Source organism: Pacificibacter marinus, assembly GCF_018860505.1.
GTDB classification, from domain to species: domain Bacteria; phylum Pseudomonadota; class Alphaproteobacteria; order Rhodobacterales; family Rhodobacteraceae; genus Celeribacter; species Celeribacter marinus_B.
Map to the genome: position 1 here is coordinate 68654 of NZ_JAHKPU010000019.1, position 16681 is coordinate 85334.

16 protein-coding genes are annotated in these 16681 nt (G+C 52.4%); 6 read left to right on the forward strand and 10 right to left on the reverse strand.

All coding sequences use genetic code 11. From position 1 onward, the window contains the following. Positions 1 to 57 precede the first annotated feature (57 nt). The gene (gene rpiB / locus KO503_RS05475) at positions 58 to 501 is read left to right on the forward strand and encodes a ribose 5-phosphate isomerase B (RefSeq protein WP_215990559.1); all 444 of its coding nucleotides are present in this window, start codon (positions 58 to 60) and stop codon (positions 499 to 501) included. A 75-nt stretch (positions 502 to 576) separates the two neighbouring features. Here the strand turns inward: rpiB and KO503_RS05480 are convergent, their stop codons facing one another. Beyond that, positions 577 to 1470: a LysR family transcriptional regulator gene (locus KO503_RS05480; protein WP_215990560.1), complete on the reverse strand. Its 894-nt coding sequence runs from the start codon at positions 1468 to 1470 to the stop codon at positions 577 to 579. 177 nt (positions 1471 to 1647) lie between these two features. Here KO503_RS05480 and KO503_RS05485 point away from each other — a divergent pair, with 177 nt between their 5' ends. Beyond that, the gene (locus tag KO503_RS05485) at positions 1648 to 2421 is read left to right on the forward strand and encodes a sulfite exporter TauE/SafE family protein (RefSeq protein WP_215990561.1); all 774 of its coding nucleotides are present in this window, start codon (positions 1648 to 1650) and stop codon (positions 2419 to 2421) included. Positions 2422 to 2599: 178 nt separating this feature from the next. On the opposite strand, the gene KO503_RS05490 is transcribed toward KO503_RS05485, so the two are convergent. Genes KO503_RS05490 through KO503_RS05510 form a run of 5 tightly spaced genes read right to left on the reverse strand, consistent with a single transcriptional unit; the run spans position 2600 to position 7893 of the window. Continuing rightward, positions 2600 to 3565 carry an SMP-30/gluconolactonase/LRE family protein gene (locus KO503_RS05490; protein ID WP_215990562.1) on the reverse strand — a complete coding sequence of 322 codons (966 nt, stop codon included), beginning with the start codon at positions 3563 to 3565 and terminating at the stop codon, positions 2600 to 2602. Further along, positions 3562 to 4509: an ABC transporter permease gene (locus KO503_RS05495; protein WP_215990563.1), complete on the reverse strand. Its 948-nt coding sequence runs from the start codon at positions 4507 to 4509 to the stop codon at positions 3562 to 3564. Before KO503_RS05495 ends, KO503_RS05490 begins: the two co-directional genes overlap by 4 nt. Further along, entirely contained in the window at positions 4506 to 5429 is a 924-nt protein-coding gene (locus KO503_RS05500) for an ABC transporter permease (RefSeq protein WP_303504391.1), read from the reverse strand. Before KO503_RS05500 ends, KO503_RS05495 begins: the two co-directional genes overlap by 4 nt. 5 nt (positions 5430 to 5434) lie before the next feature. Next, on the reverse strand, positions 5435 to 6877 hold the full coding sequence (locus KO503_RS05505) for a sugar ABC transporter ATP-binding protein (protein ID WP_215990564.1): 1443 nt from the start codon (positions 6875 to 6877) through the stop codon (positions 5435 to 5437). Positions 6878 to 6882: 5 nt separating this feature from the next. Further along, complete coding sequence (locus KO503_RS05510; RefSeq protein ID WP_215990565.1) at positions 6883 to 7893, reverse strand: substrate-binding domain-containing protein; 1011 nt, start codon at positions 7891 to 7893, stop codon at positions 6883 to 6885. A 207-nt stretch (positions 7894 to 8100) separates the two neighbouring features. Here KO503_RS05510 and KO503_RS05515 point away from each other — a divergent pair, with 207 nt between their 5' ends. Then, entirely contained in the window at positions 8101 to 9327 is a 1227-nt protein-coding gene (locus tag KO503_RS05515; RefSeq protein ID WP_215990566.1) for a GAF domain-containing sensor histidine kinase, read from the forward strand. Further along, entirely contained in the window at positions 9324 to 10028 is a 705-nt protein-coding gene (locus KO503_RS05520) for a response regulator transcription factor (RefSeq protein WP_215990567.1), read from the forward strand. The genes KO503_RS05515 and KO503_RS05520 overlap by 4 nt, the downstream gene beginning before the upstream one ends. Positions 10029 to 10130: 102 nt before the next feature. On the opposite strand, the gene KO503_RS05525 is transcribed toward KO503_RS05520, so the two are convergent. Beyond that, entirely contained in the window at positions 10131 to 10715 is a 585-nt protein-coding gene (locus KO503_RS05525; RefSeq protein ID WP_215990568.1) for a response regulator transcription factor, read from the reverse strand. 590 nt (positions 10716 to 11305) lie between these two features. On the opposite strand from KO503_RS05525, the gene KO503_RS05530 reads away from it, so the two are divergent. Then, a complete protein-coding gene (locus KO503_RS05530) occupies positions 11306 to 12583 on the forward strand; it encodes an alpha/beta fold hydrolase (RefSeq protein WP_215990569.1) in 1278 nt (425 codons plus the stop codon). A gap of 22 nt (positions 12584 to 12605) precedes the next feature. On the opposite strand, the gene KO503_RS05535 is transcribed toward KO503_RS05530, so the two are convergent. The 3 genes from KO503_RS05535 to KO503_RS05545 form a co-directional block, all read right to left on the reverse strand. After that, on the reverse strand, positions 12606 to 13790 hold the full coding sequence (locus KO503_RS05535) for a porin family protein (protein ID WP_215990570.1): 1185 nt from the start codon (positions 13788 to 13790) through the stop codon (positions 12606 to 12608). A 138-nt stretch (positions 13791 to 13928) separates the two neighbouring features. Then, on the reverse strand, positions 13929 to 14477 hold the full coding sequence (locus KO503_RS05540) for a hypothetical protein (protein WP_215990571.1): 549 nt from the start codon (positions 14475 to 14477) through the stop codon (positions 13929 to 13931). Between the two features lie 301 nt (positions 14478 to 14778). Next, positions 14779 to 15543 (reverse strand): DeoR/GlpR family DNA-binding transcription regulator, encoded by a 765-nt coding sequence (locus tag KO503_RS05545; protein WP_215990572.1) that lies wholly within the window; start codon positions 15541 to 15543, stop codon positions 14779 to 14781. 169 nt (positions 15544 to 15712) lie between these two features. Between KO503_RS05545 and KO503_RS05550 the strand changes: the two genes are divergently transcribed. Further along, on the forward strand, positions 15713 to 16681 hold the full coding sequence (locus KO503_RS05550; protein ID WP_215990573.1) for an ABC transporter substrate-binding protein: 969 nt from the start codon (positions 15713 to 15715) through the stop codon (positions 16679 to 16681).

Consider the following 16681-nt stretch of genomic DNA (forward strand, 5'->3'; position numbering starts at 1 on the left):
AACGGCAAACCAAGGCAGGGCATCCGATGCCCCCCACCGATCTAAGGACCATTTCACATGACCGAAAACAAACGCATTGTACTGTCGAGCGACCATTCTGGTTTGGAAATGCGCGCGGCGATTGTGGCGCATATTACAGCCGCAGGATGGGAAGCCGTCGACATCGGCCCGACCACCACTGAAAGCACCCATTACCCGATCCACGGCAAAGCGGCGGCAGAGATGGTTGCCTCGGGTGATTGCCGGTTCGGCATCATCTTATGCGGTACGGGCCAAGGCATCATGATGGCGGCCAATAAGGTCAAAGGCATCCGCTGCGGTGTCTGCCCCGAGACATTTTCGGCTCGCATGATCCGCCAACACAACGATGCCAATATGTTGGCCATCGGCGTGCGCACCATAGGCGAAGGCTTGGCCTTAGACATTGTTGACGCGTTTTTGAACGCAGACTTCGAAGGCGGCCGCCACGCCACACGCACCGACATGATCGAACCAGCTTAAAAGCACCCCAGTTGCGGTCATCCCAGTTGCGGCTTTGCCAATTGCAGCCGTCCAAAAACAAAAAAGGGTGGCTGCTTATGCTTCGTTCACTGCGATCCCAAACAAATCTGCCGCAATCACCCATTTGACAAAAGCGTCGACACGCTCGACGCCACGCAGTGCTGTATTGCGTAACAGCCATGCATCGCGGTTCATATCTGGCGTATTTGGAGGCAACTCAAGCTCGATCAAACGCGGGTCTTGGCGCGCGATCCTTTGAGGTAATACAGCACGTGTCGCGGTCGCTGCCACGATTTCGAAAACCGTTTCAAGGTCATACATTAAAAGGTTTGCGTGCTGACCATTGCTGCGTTGAGCAAGGTCCTTGGTCCACTTTGCCTGCGGCAAATGCGCCACGACAGGATCATACACCAACCATGGTCGTTCGTTCAAAGGCACCTGCGTCGCCTCACTGGCCGTAAAAACAGAAAACCCAACCTGCCCAATTTTATGTGCCAGAACAGCATCGCCGCCCTCTCGCGGTTCCCCAAACCGTATGGCAACATCCACTTCGCGGCGTGTCAGACTTAGGTTCAAGCGATCCGGAATAAGGCTGATGTTCAAATTGGGGTGCTGTTTGGCAAATTCCGGCAAACGTGGAGCCAACAACCGGTTCAGCACAAAGGGAACAGCCGTCACGCGCACCGTTCCGCTTAATCCTGTATCGCGGCCAATCAGCGTGTCTGCCGCAGAAACGTGCAGCTCCATCTTTTCGGCATGATCTGCCAAAGTTTGGCCAAGCTGCGTAAGCCGACTGCTGCCCAACCGTTCGCGCACCACCAAAGCCGCTCCGGCACGATCCTCTACCGCTTTGATCCGGCGCGAAACAGTTGTGGCATCCAGCCGCAAGAGCCGCGCTGCGCCGCCAAGACTTTCTGCCCGCGCGAGCGCAAGCAAGAGGCGAAAATCGTCCCAATTCATATGCTGCATAAATGCAGTTAATACCTGTATAAATACAAATTGCAAATGCAATAACGCCGCCACATTTTGAGCCTGACAGACAGTAAGACCCATGGGAGGCTCAAGTGCTTTACACATTCCAGTGTCACGTATTGGCCAAAGCACAATCCGATAGGCTTGCGCAGTTTTTGGCAGATGTTCACACATATGCCTGAACATTTTTTGCACACGAGTTTCGCAGGTTTATCGTATTGGGATTGGGCAATCGCCATCAGTGCCGTCTTTCTGGCTGGATGCGTGCGAGGGTTTGCTGGCTTTGGCCTATCCGCTGTTGCCATGGCCTGCTTGGTTTTAATCTTGCCCCCTATCGAATTGATCCCGACACTTTATGTTTTAGAGGGCGCGGCCAGTTTTTTTATGGTCAAAGGCGGGATACGGGATGCCGATATGAAGCACGTTTGGCCCCTTGTTATCGGGTCCTTTCTTGGCTTGCCGTTCGGACTTTGGGTGACAACCAGCGTGCCATCAGATGTCTCGAAAATTATCGCTGTGCTGTTGATCCTCACTTTAACACTTTTTCAATTCTCTCGATCTATGCCCCCCGCTTTGGCAACGACAGCGGGACGATATGCGACAGGACTTTTCGCGGGGGTCGTCTCAGGTCTGGCGGGCGTCGGCGGCATGGTTGTGGCGCTTTACGTTTTGGCAAGCCGCAAGCCCGCGCCGCAAATGCGCGCCGCTTTAACCATGTTTTTGACCATCGGGATGTTTACCTCTTTGGCCTATATGGTGATGTATCATATGATGACGCAAGAAACCTTGCTGCGCGGTGTGATTTTATCGCCCGTCGCAGTGGCAGGGGTGCTTTTGGGAACTTGGGCGTTTAACCCAAGATTACAGGTCTACTATCGCAGATTCTGCTTGATATTGCTCACCACGATATGCGCCCTCAGTCTGACGCGCCTGATGTTGGGGGCATAACAAAGCAATCATTCAGGACGCATACGACATCCATACTACGGGTGACAAACCTGCCAGTTGCTCTGCAAAGAGTCTCATTCTGCGGCCCATCCAAACGCTCATCGTTGATGACTGAACGTCGTTTCCTTGTGAAACCAATGGGCCGCAGTTTTCTTTAAGTGGATAGATTTGGAGGAGCCTAAGTGCAGCCTCCGACAGGGTCACCATGTAGCACCCGCGGTCCACAGCGGGTCCAAGGTTCCGCGCCGATGGCATCAACAAAGACACAATACACAGAGGTCGTCGCCGTGATGAACAAACGTTGGCCATCCGTACCGCCAAAGCACAGGTTGGACACGTTTTCGGGCAATAAAATCTTGCCCAAAAGTGTGCCGTCTGGCGCAAAGCAATGCACTTGGTCGCCAGCAGATGTCCATAGGTTTCCGGCGGTATCGAACCTAAACCCATCTGGGAAACCATGATCCAGCGTGCAAAACACGCCTGCATCCACAACTTTTTTGCCCGTCACATCAAACTGACGGATCACAGCAGGAACAGACGGATCGTGGCTGAGCCCGCTTTCGGCAACATACAACCGTTTTTCATCAGGCGAAAACGCCAAACCATTCGGTTGGTTAAAGTCGGATATGACCGCCTCTAAATCCCCTGTCTCAGGATCAAGCCGGAACACATTGCGCGCGGATTGTTCTGGCTCTGCGCGGTATCCTTCAAAGCTGGACATAATGCCATAGGTCGGATCGGTGAACCAGACGGCCCCATCTGAGGAGACCACAACATCATTGGGGGAATTCAACCGACGCCCCTCATAGGCATTGGCCAGAACAGTCAATGAACCGTCGTATTCTGTGCGCACCACGTCGCGGGCACCATGACGACATCCTATCAGCCGCCCTTGATGATCACGGGTGTTGCCATTGTTGAAATGGCTCGGCGCACGATAGACAGACACGCCATCACGTTCAGACCAACGCATCAACCTTTGGCTTGGAATATCAGAGAAAACAAGACAGTCATGATCGCCAAACCAAAGAGGTCCTTCGGTCCAAGTGAACCCTGTCGCGACCTGTTCCAACTTTGATGTTCCGTGAACCAAAGAGCCGAACCGAGGGTCTATCATTTGTAAATGTGGTGAAATCATAGTCATAAGCGTCCCCTCCGACTGCTTGCTGCAATCACAATGAAAATAATTATTGTTCCTGTCAGAACCATACGCAATCCGGCACCTGCGCCGTATGAGTTGAGCATGGAGACCACAAGGAACATGAACAATGACGCGCCCCATATGCCGGGCACATTGGAAAACCCGCCAGCAACCGACGTGCCGCCGATGACGACCACGGCGATGGACATCAGTAGGTATTCTGACCCCATATTCAGGGCCGCGCCGCCTGAAAAACTGGCCAAGAGATACCCAGCGACAGAGGCAAGAAGCGCCACGGCAATATAGGTCACAGCACGGACGGCTTGGACTGGAACGCCCGCCAATCGCGCGGCACGCATATTTTGCCCTGAGGCCAAAAGCCAACGTCCCCAAAGGCTGCGCTCAAGTACAATCCAGATGATGATCGAGAGAACCAGCGCCACCCAAGCAACGTTCGGAACGCCGATCAACCGCCCTGTAGCGAAATCCGCGAGCGCCTCTGGCGGTTTGATCCTAAGGCCACGGTTCGACCAAATCGCAACGGATTGATAGACCAATGACGCGGCCAATGTTGCAATAATCGGTGGTAAACGCAGCAAGAAGATCAAAAGCACATTCATGCCGCCTGTCAGAAGCCCCGCCAACAATGCCACCCCTAGCCCAAGCATCGCATTGCCTGGTTCACTGTTCATAACCTTTAGTCCCAGCGTTGCTGCCAAGGTCATCGTCGCAGGAATGGACAGGTCAACATTTCCAGGCCCGAGGGTCATCACCAGCATTTGGCCCAACCCAACGATCGCGGCAAAACTGCCAAAGCTGAGCGCCGCATAGGCTAGGCCTGTTGCTCCGTCTGCTCCGGTCAATGCCAGCGTCATTGCGAAGACCACAGCGGCAGCCAGCCAAGACCAAATCCAAGGACGGGTAAAAATTTGCATCGAACGTTTCATGTCCGCACCTCGCGTTTTGCAAACAACAGGCGCGCGGTCAAAACGAGAATCAAAATCGCCCCCTGTGCGCCAATTTGCCAATCAGGATTCAAACGCATGAAGTTCAGGAAGGACGAGGCCAAGGTCAATGTCAGAGCACCGATTACGGCCCCAGTGGGAGAGACCTTGCCGCCAATGAATTCACCGCCGCCCAAAATCACGCCAGCGATGCTGAGTAACGTATAACGCAATGCGATGTTGGCATCCGCCGATGTGGTGAGGCCGACCAAGGCCATGCCTGCCAAGACTGCAAACAGTCCCGCCAAACCATAGGCCAATGCTTTGAGCCAAATCACCGACCATCCCGCACGCTGCACCGCACGCGTGTTGCCACCAACCCCGCGCAAAACAGTTCCAATGCCTGAGCGCATGATCAACAGGTGGGTCACGATTGAGATCAAAATCGCCGCCACGACAGCCATCGGCATCAGTGGTGGTTTTGATGTCATCAATGCACGCAACCAACCTGGCGATGCGCCTCCAGGGGACGGCAGAATGAACAAAGCCAAGCCTCCCCAAACGAATGACATGCCCAGAGTGACAACAATGGCTGGCAGTTCGAGACGATGAATTAGCGCGCCCATGGCAGCGTAACTTAGGATCAAGCCGATCAACATAAACGTCCCTAAAACAGGTGTGTCATGCAAAAACGTCGCAACGACACAGGCCACAAGGCTTACAAAAGCCCCCATGCCCAAATCGATGTCATTCACCATGATAATCATCATCTGTGCGATGGTCGCCAGTGCGATCGGCACGGCGAGATTGAACAAAAGATTGACCCCGAAATAGCTCATCGTGCGCGGCTGCATCCAAAACGTTGCAGCCAGCAAAACAGCCAGTGAGATCACCGGCAGCAGTATTCTATATTTCGTCTGCACGTTGGTTATGCCTCCTGCATTTCAAATGATGCGGCAAGAATTTGATCTTCGGTGATGTCGTCACCGGTCAATTCGGCTGAAATTTCGTGGTTGCGATAGACAAACACACGGTCGCATTCACAGACTTCTGCTGTCTCGGTGGAATACCAAAGGAAAGTACGACCGCGCGCGGCCTCTTCGCGGATCATGCGGTAGACATCACGTTTGGTGCCCACATCAACGCCCCGCATCGGATCATCCATGATCACCACAGGGGCGTCTGAGGCCAGTGCGCGGGCAAACAAAACCTTTTGTTGGTTGCCCCCAGACAGCGATAAGATCGGGTTGTCTATATTTTCGGTCCGTATCCCGACACGCTCTTTCCACGTCTTGCCAAATTCGACTTCAGCTTTGTGATCGAGCAGCCATTTGCCCTGCCCTAGCACCGTGATCGATGCGTTGCGTAAGATTGACCACAAGGGTAATACGCCATCACGTCCACGGTCACCGGCGACAAAGACCATTTGGGATTTAGAGCCCAAGCTGCGCCATGAGGATGTGGACTCAAAATACAAACGGGCAAGCGCTTCGGCTTGTCCGTGGCCCGCAAGCCCTGACAGGCCAACAATTTCGCCGCGATGTGCGCTCAGGCCTTGTGGCGTGCGGAGTATTTCTTCGGTCAGAACGCGTTTTTCCGATTGGGTTTCGGGATCGCTGTTCGCGGCCACATGCCCCATAGCGTCAACCAAACCCTGTCGAGTAAAGTCTGTCGTCGGCCTATCGGCCACAACTTTACCGTCGCTCATGACCACAATGCGCGAGGCTGTGGCGAAAATTTCGCCCATCATATGTGTGATGAAAATCACCGCACCGCCTGCTGCGCAAAATGTGCGAATATGATCAAGAAGTTGTTCCGCGATCCCTGCGTCAAGTGACGATGTGGGTTCATCAAGAATAACCAACCGTGCGGTCGAACCACGCGGGGAAAAACCGATAGCGATTTCAACCATTTGTCGTTGTGCGATGCTCAGTTGATCGACTTCAATGCCTGCATCAATCCCGTGACCAGGGAACACTTGATCCAATGCTGCGCTGATTTCTTCGCGTGCGCGTCGTCTCCACCCTGATCCCTTTAGATCGGAATGCGAGATACGCAAGTTCTCTGCGACGGTCAGATTGGGGCAGAGCGATAATTCTTGAAAGACCGATCGAACGCCTGCTGACATCGGGTTCAACGTGTCTTTTCCTAAGGCGTCTGTATAGGTGATCTGTCCCGCAGAAGGCGCCAAGCCCCCGTTGATCAAATTCACGAGTGTCGATTTACCCGCACCATTATGACCAACGAGACCCAGACATTCGCCCGGTGAGATAGAGAGGCTGACCCCGTCAAGAGCCCTGACCGGGCCGAAATGTTTTTCGGCGTCGGTCAGGGTGACGATGGGGGCGTTGCCAGAGGCGACGTTTTCCATGAAGTTTACTTCGCTCCAGCGATGACAGCTTTTGCATCTTCCAGAGTGTAAGCCACGTTTGCGACAGAACCGACTGGCGTTGATGCAAGCTGCTCATCCAGCGTATCTTGCGTGATTTTCAGGAATGGCACGGTCAAGTCTTTTGGAACTTCTTCACCGTCAAGGATTTGCTGGGCCACCCAGAATGCCAATGAGGCAACGCCCGGCGCGATAGAAAGCGAAAGCGTTTCATACCCATTGGCATCGCGCTGTTCAGCCCACCAAGCCATCTCGTCTTGACGGTTGCCAAGAACAATCAAAGGCGTCTCGCGTCCAGCTGCGGCAAAAGCCTGAGCTGCACCGTAACCATCACCACCTTGCGTGACGACACCAACAACTTCGGGCAGAGACGGTAAAATGCCTGAAACTGCTTTTTGTGCGACGTCTTGTGCCCAATTGCCATGGACAGCCCCAGCAACTTCAAACTGTGGGAATTGCTCTACGCCGTTGTGAATCCCTTGGCTGATCGCATCATCTGTAGACACACCGGCAAGTCCGCGAATTTCCAAAAGCTTACCGCCTTCAGGGAGGCGCTCACTCAAGTATTCGACTTCTTGGCGTCCCATTTCAACGAAATCAACGGCAATGCGGTAGGCGCAAGGCTCTGTCACAATGCTATCAAAGCTCACAACCAAAACGCCTGCGTCACAGGCTTCCTTAACCGCACCGTTCAGGGCTGTTGGGGAAGCGGCATTTAGCAAAATAGCATCATACCCTTGCAAAATCATATTCTGGATTTGCGCGGCTTGTTCAGTGGTTTGGCTTTCGGATGTTGTATAGGCGTCTGCTGCGGCAACCACACCATCAGCCACGGCTTTGTCGGCCGTTTCTTCGAATGTTTTCAACATCGCTTGACGCCAAGAGTTCCCAGCGTAGTTGTTGCTCAACGCGATGCGTTTGCCTGAGGTATCAGCCATAGCTGCGCCCGCGGATAGTGCCAAAGTTGCTGTTGTCAGCAACATTACTGCAGTCTTCATGTTTCCTCCTTTGGGCGCCTAATTGGCCACCCCTCCCTATCGTGCGCCATTATTTTGGGCACTGTGTTAACAGTATGTCAGATTGCGAGCCTGTATAGTGAGCCTCCCGCATATTTTTTGCGGGAACCCGCAATCGCGCGGTGGGCTCCCCCATTCACAAGGATGAAGATTAGCGTTACGGTCAATTGAAATCGTCTGGGAGACCCCATGAGCAGCCGTCAGACCCAGCCAGAAAATCAAACCCGAGGTGTATACCTGCGGATTTGTGGGCATCTTGCAGAAGAAACCGAAATTCGTTCGGCCCTAGGGGCTGTTGCGGGTGAAATAGCGGAACTTATTCCCTTTACCCATGCAGATATTTGTTTGCTTGAGAACAACCACTGGACGACCAGCTACGAGGTCGGGATTAAGACTCGCTGGTCGCGAAGGCGCACCCAGATTATATTCTCCCCTGTGCGAGAAATCTTAAACAATCAAACAGATGTGATGCTCACCACGAATGCGATGGAAGACCCGCGCTATATTTTCACGGGGGCGTCTTGTGAACCGATATTCGAACACCAATTGCGTTCACGCGTGAGTGTCAAGATGAAGGCGATGGGAAAACTGATCGGCGCAATTAACATCTCTCACAACAAAGAAGGCCTTTACGATGCCGACAGCATCCAGATTGTCAGCCAACTGGCTGATGTTCTGGCGCCGTATTTTAATGCTTTGCACAATGCAGATCAGATGCGCCAAGCCACCTATCAAGGCGCTGAGGCGCGCGCCCGCGAAGAGGGTTTGCGCCAAGGTGCGCTGGGTCTCACCCAAACATTGGAACAAGAACGTCAACGCATTGGCATGGACCTGCATGATCAAACGCTTGCCGATTTAACGCGGATTTTGCGCGATCTTTCAGGGGATGGTCCTGTGCCGTCAGTCCCCATGTTAACCGCGCGGGTCAGTGATTGCATTTGCGACCTGCGACGCATCATCGATATGGCTGTTCCAACCCTGTTAGAATTGTTCGGTTTTGCGCATGCTGTGCGGGTTCATCTTGAACGTGCGTCGAACACGGACTTAATACAGATCGAGGTCATCGATCACACAGACAATATGCCTGACAGATTGAACACTATGACCCGCACGGCCCTTTACCGTATCGTCCAAGAGGCCATCAACAATGCAGCCCGCCACGCCGAACCCAGCCGCATATCTGTCGTCATTGAAATAGATTCCAACAATCACCTATTGCTGAAAATCCACGACAACGGCTGTGGCTTTAGCATGGATCACGACAACGTTCCGTCTGGATTGGCCCATATGCGCACCCGCGCACGGCTGATTGCGGCACAATTCGAGATTATTGAAGACGCGGGCACCTGTGTCGTGGTCACATTACCCCTGTCCGTAAACGACACCTTGGCCGAACCTTTGGAGTATCAACGATGAAAATTCTCGTTGTCGAAGACGATCAGTTTCACGCCCGCTATGTTTTGGATGCGATATCCGAAGAGCTGCCCGAAGTGACCGAAATCGCCCATGCCATCAACCGTGACGAGGCCGAAGACGAAGCGCGCGCGGGTGAATTTGAAGCCATCGTGATGGATTTGCAAATGGAGCACGGAAACGGGATCGACGCCGCCCGTGCGATCTGGGCACATAACCCGCAGACCAGAATATTATTTTGGTCGAATTACGCGGATGAAGCCTATTTGCGCGGTATCTCGCAGATCGTCCCTGAGGCAAGCGCTTACGGTTACGTGCTGAAAACGGCCACACGCGACAGATTAAAACTTGCGCTGCGCGCGGTGCTTTTCGAAGGCCAAATCATGATCAGTCGCGAACTGTATCAATATCAACGCCAAGGCCAGCCAAGCAGTGCGTTAGACAAAAGCGAATATGCCGTTTTGCTGGACCTAGCTTTAGGGCTGCAAGACAAAATGATCGCAGAACGTCAAAACCTGTCGCTGCGCACGGTCCAAAACCGCCTGCAATCCCTTTATGACAAATTGGGTATCGACGAGGAAGATGGCCCAGCTTTGAACAAACGCGTGCGCGCATTGAACTGCGCGATCCGCAAAAAGGCGTTGAACTTGCAAACCCTCGAAAGCGCTGAGGCAGAATACCAACGCTGGTGTGAATCCCAATAGCCCCCAATACCCCGTCCCCGTGATTGCACGACAAAACGCAGCAGACGCGCAACTGGTCTTGTTGTGATGGCTGGCTGTGTTTTGACTGCGTTGCCTTATCAGTCACGCCTCAAGAAGCTGCATATTCATGGCTTTAGCGACGGCTTCGGGTGTTGTTCGTGCCGCCAGTTTTCGGCGTAGATTGCGGCTGTGCATATCGACTGTGGGCAAGGAAATGTTCAATTCATGTGCGATTCTATCCCGTCGCAAGCCTGCGGCAAACAAATTTAGAACAGCACGTTCCCGAACCGAAAGTTCTGGGGGCGACGTATCAAGTGTTTCGACAGTCGCGCACATCCAGAACAAAACGATACGCGCCAAGCCGGGGAGAAACGGCAGCACATTGATTTGAAGAACCGAAGGCTTAGCCTCGTCGTAAGGTATAAATACTGTAGAAACGGGGGCCAAACTGTCACAAGCAGCACGCAAAGCACCGGTAAAAGAGTGAAGCGGATTGGCGTGGAAAAACTCTGCGCTGTCAGACGTGACATATTGCGGGTTCATGTTCAAAAATTGTGTTGCCGCACCATTACGTGAAATGATCTGCCCCTTACGATCGAGATCAAAATAAGCGAGTTCATCCACGCCCGTCGTGGCGCGCTCGCGTGTGGGCAGAAAAGAGAATTCATTGTTGGTCTGTTGCGTCATTGCTTTGCCAATACATCCGCTGAATTTTATGCGTCGATGTGAAAGCTATATGAGACATCAATCCGACCATTCGCCCCCCTAAAGGGGGGCCTGAAAAGATTGCGCAGGATTGCCCTAGCGTTTTGCCGCGCAGTCTGTCGGGTTTGTTTTGGCTTGTTTTTTGGAAAACTCTGCGCGAAGCTGAGTTAAATCCTTTTGCGAAACGCTTGCCCCACAGTGTCAAATTTCAAAACTTTGTACCAAGTTTCATTCGTATTCAGGCCAAGCTGACAGACGATTAAAATGACGGGAATAAGAGTTCGGTGCCCACTCCAACACAGTTCATTCAGGTCTTAACAACCGTTCTCAAAAAAGATCCGTTGGCGTTACCATCGGAAGATGCACTCTTGCTCCAACCTCAGGATGTGGCCAACAGCGAGCGCTTTTTTTATCGAAAGTTCTCCAATTGCAGATTGCCTGCCAACCTATATGATCGGCTGGGAAAGCGGCAAATCGACAATCTTGTCACCCATGTTGGCGATGATTTCCCCGCTTTCATGCGAATGCCCAAGCGCTCGGCGAGTGGATGCGCGTTTGTCGTGAGCAATGATATGCTCTACTTTTTGTATGACCGCATGGAACGTTGGAGCGACGTTCCTGATCATGTCGCGCTTATTGCCGTGCGCATTGACCCCGAACGGATTGCCGCCTTGGCGACCTACGGCGGAGAAACACGGCTTACCCCGTCTGAATATCTGATGTTGGCCCATCTGCTTACGGGTCTGGATTTGAAAGCAACGGCGGCGCTGTTGGGAACGTCTTATGATACCAAGCGCAAGCAAAGTCAGGTCATCTTGGACAAGCTCGGCGCGAAAACGCAAACGGACTTGCTGAGCAAACTCTCTCTTGAAATTACAGCGGCGGTTCTCGACGAAATTTTACCGCTTCAAGATCGGAATCCTGAGGCGGCTCTGGTCAAACGCCAGTTCGGCAAAGATGTGACCGTGACGACGATCTCAGTCGGTGACGGGCCTGATATTCCCGTATGGGAATTCGGCGCACGACGCGGGCGACCTGTACTGTATTTTCATAGCATGCTGGCCCCAATCGTGTTCCACGACGAAATGATCAGCGTACTTAAGGCTCAGAACCTGCGTTGGTTGATCGTGCCCAGACATTTTCTAGGACTGGATGATCGTTTCGACATTCAAACACGTCTCAGCAGGTTCACGCAGGCCTTGGCAGAAACTGTAGAGCACCTGTCTGATGAACCTGTGATCTGTATTGCAGAAAGCGCTGGCGTCCCATGGGCGGCACATTTTGCACGGCATCATCCGCATTTGGTGTCGCAGCTTGTCGTTGCAGCCACCCCGCAGCTGTTTCAAATGGTTGAGCAGCCGAAAAAGAGCACGCTTTTCATCGAAATGTCGCAACGCCTGCGAAGAGATGAACGGGTAATCGCCGGGTTGACGCAAGTTTATAACGCGATCAGCCGCGTCCCTATTTTGGCCCAAAAAGGGTTGCTGCATATGTACCGAAAATCTGTGTCCGATACGGCCTGTCTGGATACTCTTTTTCAAAAACCACATTTGTCTGAGTGGCTACGCCTGATCGCGAACCATGCCACCCTTGCCTCTGTTGATGAGCTCACCAATCTGCAACGCAACTGGCTTGGTGATCTTAAAAAGATAACCTGCCAGTTGACGTTCATTCACGGCACAGAAGACCCGATCAGTCCCATTCGCGATATTCAGGCCATTGCGCAAACCCTACCGGATGCCAGTTTCCATACCATTGAAAACGCTGGGCATCTGGTTTTAACACAGCACTTCAAGCCCCTGATCAAACAGATCACCAGCAACGACGGCCTGCGTCACATAGCACCGTAACCATTCGCCTGTGCGCGGTTTGTTAGAATTGATAAGACCATCCGATCCTGCAATCGGTCGACGTCGACTGGTAGAGCGAAATGTTTGAGTTCTGGATTTTATAGCCACAGGACAGTTTCGGTGTCCCTCCCATGATTTTGATCCGACTGTCGGACACGGAAAATCCAAGCCGAAAGATTTCGTCGCGACGCGGATAATCTACTGCGGCGAAGTCACTGTCATATCGCCTCACTGCGGCACTTAGGCTTAAACCAGCGCGCAACGTGTCGGTGATATTTGTTTCATACCCCCCGCGCAAAGTGCCCCCCCAATACCGGTGATAACCCAAAGAGGGTTTCGAGCGTTCAACAGCACCACCGAAAACAATGGCAGCGCCCGTTTCTAAGGTCTTAACCCAAGTTGAACTCAATGAGGCATAAGGCCCAGATAGAGTGTCTTTGTCCAGATAATCGCGATACTCAACGATCCCGTTGAATCTAAGCCGAGTTTGTGGAGACAGCGATCTAGACCACTGCCCATGCAGGCCCGTTGCAATACGATCAGAGCTATCGCCCTCAACATCAGCATAATAGGTGCGATCAAAATGCAGGCCGCCAAGGATACTCCCACGAGCGCCGATTTGTTTGATATCTGTTGTCACACGCCCACGCCAGTATCTTAGGTCGGGATCGTCATACCATATCCGATTAAGCGCTGCCCCGATTTCAAAACTCAAGCCATCGGCAAGCGGATAACGATACCTGCCTTGCAGACCTACGTCGAACCCTATACCAGATGTTTCTTCTCCTCCGTCGTCGATTTCAAAACGTCCAATAAGCGTATCAAACACAGTCGCAGATGACGTGTTCTTGATGTTCGTGCTTGGCAAGGCGGCGAAAGAGGCCGAGGCGACAAACGGGTATCGGGTCTGAAGCTTTGCCAGTGCCGCCAGATACTGCGTTTCATATTTGCCATATTCAGGTTGATTGAGCAGATAGCGCACAAAGGCTTCGGCTCTGCGGACCTCATCGTTGCGCGCAAAGGCTTCGGCCAACGAGAGCTGCGCAGGCAGATCAGAGGGAGCGATCCTGCGGGCCTTGGAAAAATAAACAATCGCTTTTTTGGGGGCCTCCTTGGTCAAGGCCGCCCGCCCAAGCTGCATAAATGTGACATAGGCTTCACGGGGAGAGAGGCCGTTTTCTGCCTGAGCGCCGCTCGCCATGCTCATGAAAAGCAATATCGCGACACATACTTGCCGCAAGGGAAAAGGAGGCTTCATAGGTCACATTGCTCTCATGTTATGCAAGACTGTGCTGCGAGTTTCCCCGCAGCACTTTGAACATAGTCACTCGTTACACAAAGCTAACTATTCTATCGCAGCAAAGCCACCCTCGACAGAATCGTCGTCAATCATACCCTCAATGTCGCCAACAACAGCAAGCGCGCCATCAGAATCATAAAAGGTGCCATCCATGGTCAAGGCAACATCATGATCCTCATCATCCGTCAAAGTCCCCTCAAGGTCGGCGGTCATCGAAGTGCCAGAAATGTCACCCTCGATATCCAATGATCCCGTCAAAGACGCCTCAACCTCAGATGTGTCATACTCATAAAGCGCAAAACTATCCGCTGTCCCTGTCACTTTATCGGTTGTGAAATTTGCGGTCAGGGTCAACGCGCCAATCGCTTCCAGATCTTCATCCTCTCCAAGATCAGCAATAGCGATTGCGCCGGACAGAGTTGCAGTCCCGCTCATCAATTCTTCGGACGCTACTTCAAGCTCTTCGTTCTGTACTGCCTCATACAGCGAGCTCACTTCTTCATAGTTATCCGGAAGTTCATTGTCTTCGCTTCCGAGACAGGCTGCCAGTGGAAGTGTGGCTACAGCCAAAGCTGCCATTGTGTAAAGTTTCATCACTATGTCTCCTCAATCATATAGGTCGAATCCAAAACGTGGTCGTTCAAGATTGGCAAAACTCTCTACGATCTCGAAGTTTGGGCAACCTATAGGAACTTATAGGTTTACAGGCATCTCAGAACACTGGGTGGGTCACTGCCTTCAGACAAATGTGCCAAATTAAAAGGAAATCGGGACGTTTTGTTGTGTGGCTTATATTAGCTTTGTGGGTTTGGCTGTTGATGTGCAGAGGTGAGGCACCTCAGAGTTTCAGATTGGGGTTTCAGCCAAAGGTCTTACACCAGTTCTGCCAAGGGCCTTATACCAGAATGATCTGACAGTTCTTCTGCGCACAGTGCTGCAAGGTCTTTTGTGCAAGCTTTGCTGTCGTCACAACGATGTCATAACTCCACAAATGACCATGTTGGCAGGCCAAATCCAAGTCGGCTTTTCCAGAATCGGCCACCAAAATCGTTGTTTTGGCGCAGTTGGAAATAGCCTTACGGGCAGAAATTTCATCGGAATTGTAATCCATAACGGCACCAGAAGACGACAGGCCACCGCAACTGAAAACAGCATAATCCATGCGATATTTTGCATAGAATTCCAACGCGGCAACGCCGATCAGGTCCAAATCCCGCATACGCACAGCACCACCGGCCAGTTCAACTGTCACACCCGATGCGTTTTGCAGCGCACAAACGGCATGGATGTTATTGGATGCGACAAACAGGTTCTGGTGGGAAGCTAAAAATCTGGCACAGAATTCAACTGTCGTGCCCGTACCCAGTGCCACGCGAGCGCCGTCAGGGATCAGGTTTTTGACGGCCAATGCGATTCGTTGTTTTTCCTGTCGAGACAGTCGAGCGCGGGGCAGATAGCCAATATTTTCGCTTTTCTGGCGCAACCGTACTGTGCCATTGCGCCGCAGCACCAATGCGGCATCATCCAAGCTGCGCAGATCCGCTCGTATGGTTTGAACCGATACCGCAAGGCGTTCAGACAGATCCATAGCGGACAGAGGCCCATCTTCGGATAAAAGCGCAAGAATACGATCACTTCGCTCACTCAGGTCCATCCGCATCGTGGTTTCTTTCGAAAGTAAAACAGGGTCGATAGAACGTTAATCCCTGAACAAAATTTTCGCAATAGGCTGAAAAACGTCAAATATTGTCATAAAATGGTTGCAGAAAATGGGAATAAGCTCAGCACAGGCAGCTTTCGTACGAAAGCATCATTTTCAGGAGAGCCCAATGAAAACCTTCCTCACCACGACCGCATTCGCGCTCGTCGCCAGCACGTCTTTTGCAGACACAATCACACTTTACACCTCGCAGCCCAACGCAGATGCGCAGCAAACCGTGGATGCCTTTATGGCGGCCAATCCAGACACCGACGTTGAGTGGGTCCGCGATGGCACGACCCAATTGATGGCCCGTTTGCGCGCAGAAATAGAGGCCGGCAACCCGCAACCCGATGTTTTGTTGATTGCCGACACAGTGACACTCGAAGGTATGGCGCAAGAGGACCTTTTGACGGCCTATAAATCGCCTGAAGCCAGCAACTATGACAGCGCGCTTTATTCTGGCGATGGGTTCTATCATTCCACAAAACTGATCACCACGGGTATCGTTTACAACACAGGTGTTGAAGGCGTGCCGACCTCTTGGACAGATTTGAGTGATGCGGCTCTCAAAGGTCAAATCGCCATGCCATCCCCGCTTTATTCTGGCGCTGCGTTGATCCATCTGGCCACGCTGACCGGGGACGAAACCCTCGGCTGGGATTACTACGAAGCACTGGCGGCAAATGAGACCCGCGCTCAAGGCGGCAATGGTGGCACATTCAAGGCCGTCGCATCCGGTGAAAAGCCTTACGGCATGGTTGTCGATTTCCTCGCCATTCGCAACAAAGCTGATGGATCACCGATTGAATTCGTTTTCCCGACCGAGGGCGTGTCTTATGTGACTGAACCCGTCGCGATCATGTCATCTGCGAAAAATATCGATGGCGCACAGAAATTCGTTGATTTCTTGCTCAGTGCAGAAGGTCAGGACTTGGTGTTGGATATGGGTTATATCCCTGCGCGTGATGGCATGGGCGTGCCTGCTGGTTTCCCCGCACGCGCAGACATCAAACTGATGGATTTTGACCCCGCTGTTGCGCTTGAAAATGCCGAAGCAAACAAAGCTAGATTTGCAGAGCTTTTCGGCGCTGAATGA

Coding starts and splice junctions, on each gene's coding strand:
- rpiB (WP_215990559.1), top strand. CDS start 58: ATGACCGAAAACAAACGCATTGTACTGTCGAGCGACCATTCTGGTTTG.
- KO503_RS05480 (WP_215990560.1), bottom strand. CDS start 1,470: ATGCAGCATATGAATTGGGACGATTTTCGCCTCTTGCTTGCGCTCGCG.
- KO503_RS05485 (WP_215990561.1), top strand. CDS start 1,648: ATGCCTGAACATTTTTTGCACACGAGTTTCGCAGGTTTATCGTATTGG.
- KO503_RS05490 (WP_215990562.1), bottom strand. CDS start 3,565: ATGACTATGATTTCACCACATTTACAAATGATAGACCCTCGGTTCGGC.
- KO503_RS05495 (WP_215990563.1), bottom strand. CDS start 4,509: ATGAAACGTTCGATGCAAATTTTTACCCGTCCTTGGATTTGGTCTTGG.
- KO503_RS05505 (WP_215990564.1), bottom strand. CDS start 6,877: ATGGAAAACGTCGCCTCTGGCAACGCCCCCATCGTCACCCTGACCGAC.
- KO503_RS05510 (WP_215990565.1), bottom strand. CDS start 7,893: ATGAAGACTGCAGTAATGTTGCTGACAACAGCAACTTTGGCACTATCC.
- KO503_RS05515 (WP_215990566.1), top strand. CDS start 8,101: ATGAGCAGCCGTCAGACCCAGCCAGAAAATCAAACCCGAGGTGTATAC.
- KO503_RS05520 (WP_215990567.1), top strand. CDS start 9,324: ATGAAAATTCTCGTTGTCGAAGACGATCAGTTTCACGCCCGCTATGTT.
- KO503_RS05525 (WP_215990568.1), bottom strand. CDS start 10,715: ATGACGCAACAGACCAACAATGAATTCTCTTTTCTGCCCACACGCGAG.
- KO503_RS05530 (WP_215990569.1), top strand. CDS start 11,306: ATGCTCTACTTTTTGTATGACCGCATGGAACGTTGGAGCGACGTTCCT.
- KO503_RS05535 (WP_215990570.1), bottom strand. CDS start 13,790: ATGAGCATGGCGAGCGGCGCTCAGGCAGAAAACGGCCTCTCTCCCCGT.
- KO503_RS05540 (WP_215990571.1), bottom strand. CDS start 14,477: ATGAAACTTTACACAATGGCAGCTTTGGCTGTAGCCACACTTCCACTG.
- KO503_RS05545 (WP_215990572.1), bottom strand. CDS start 15,543: ATGCGGATGGACCTGAGTGAGCGAAGTGATCGTATTCTTGCGCTTTTA.
- KO503_RS05550 (WP_215990573.1), top strand. CDS start 15,713: ATGAAAACCTTCCTCACCACGACCGCATTCGCGCTCGTCGCCAGCACG.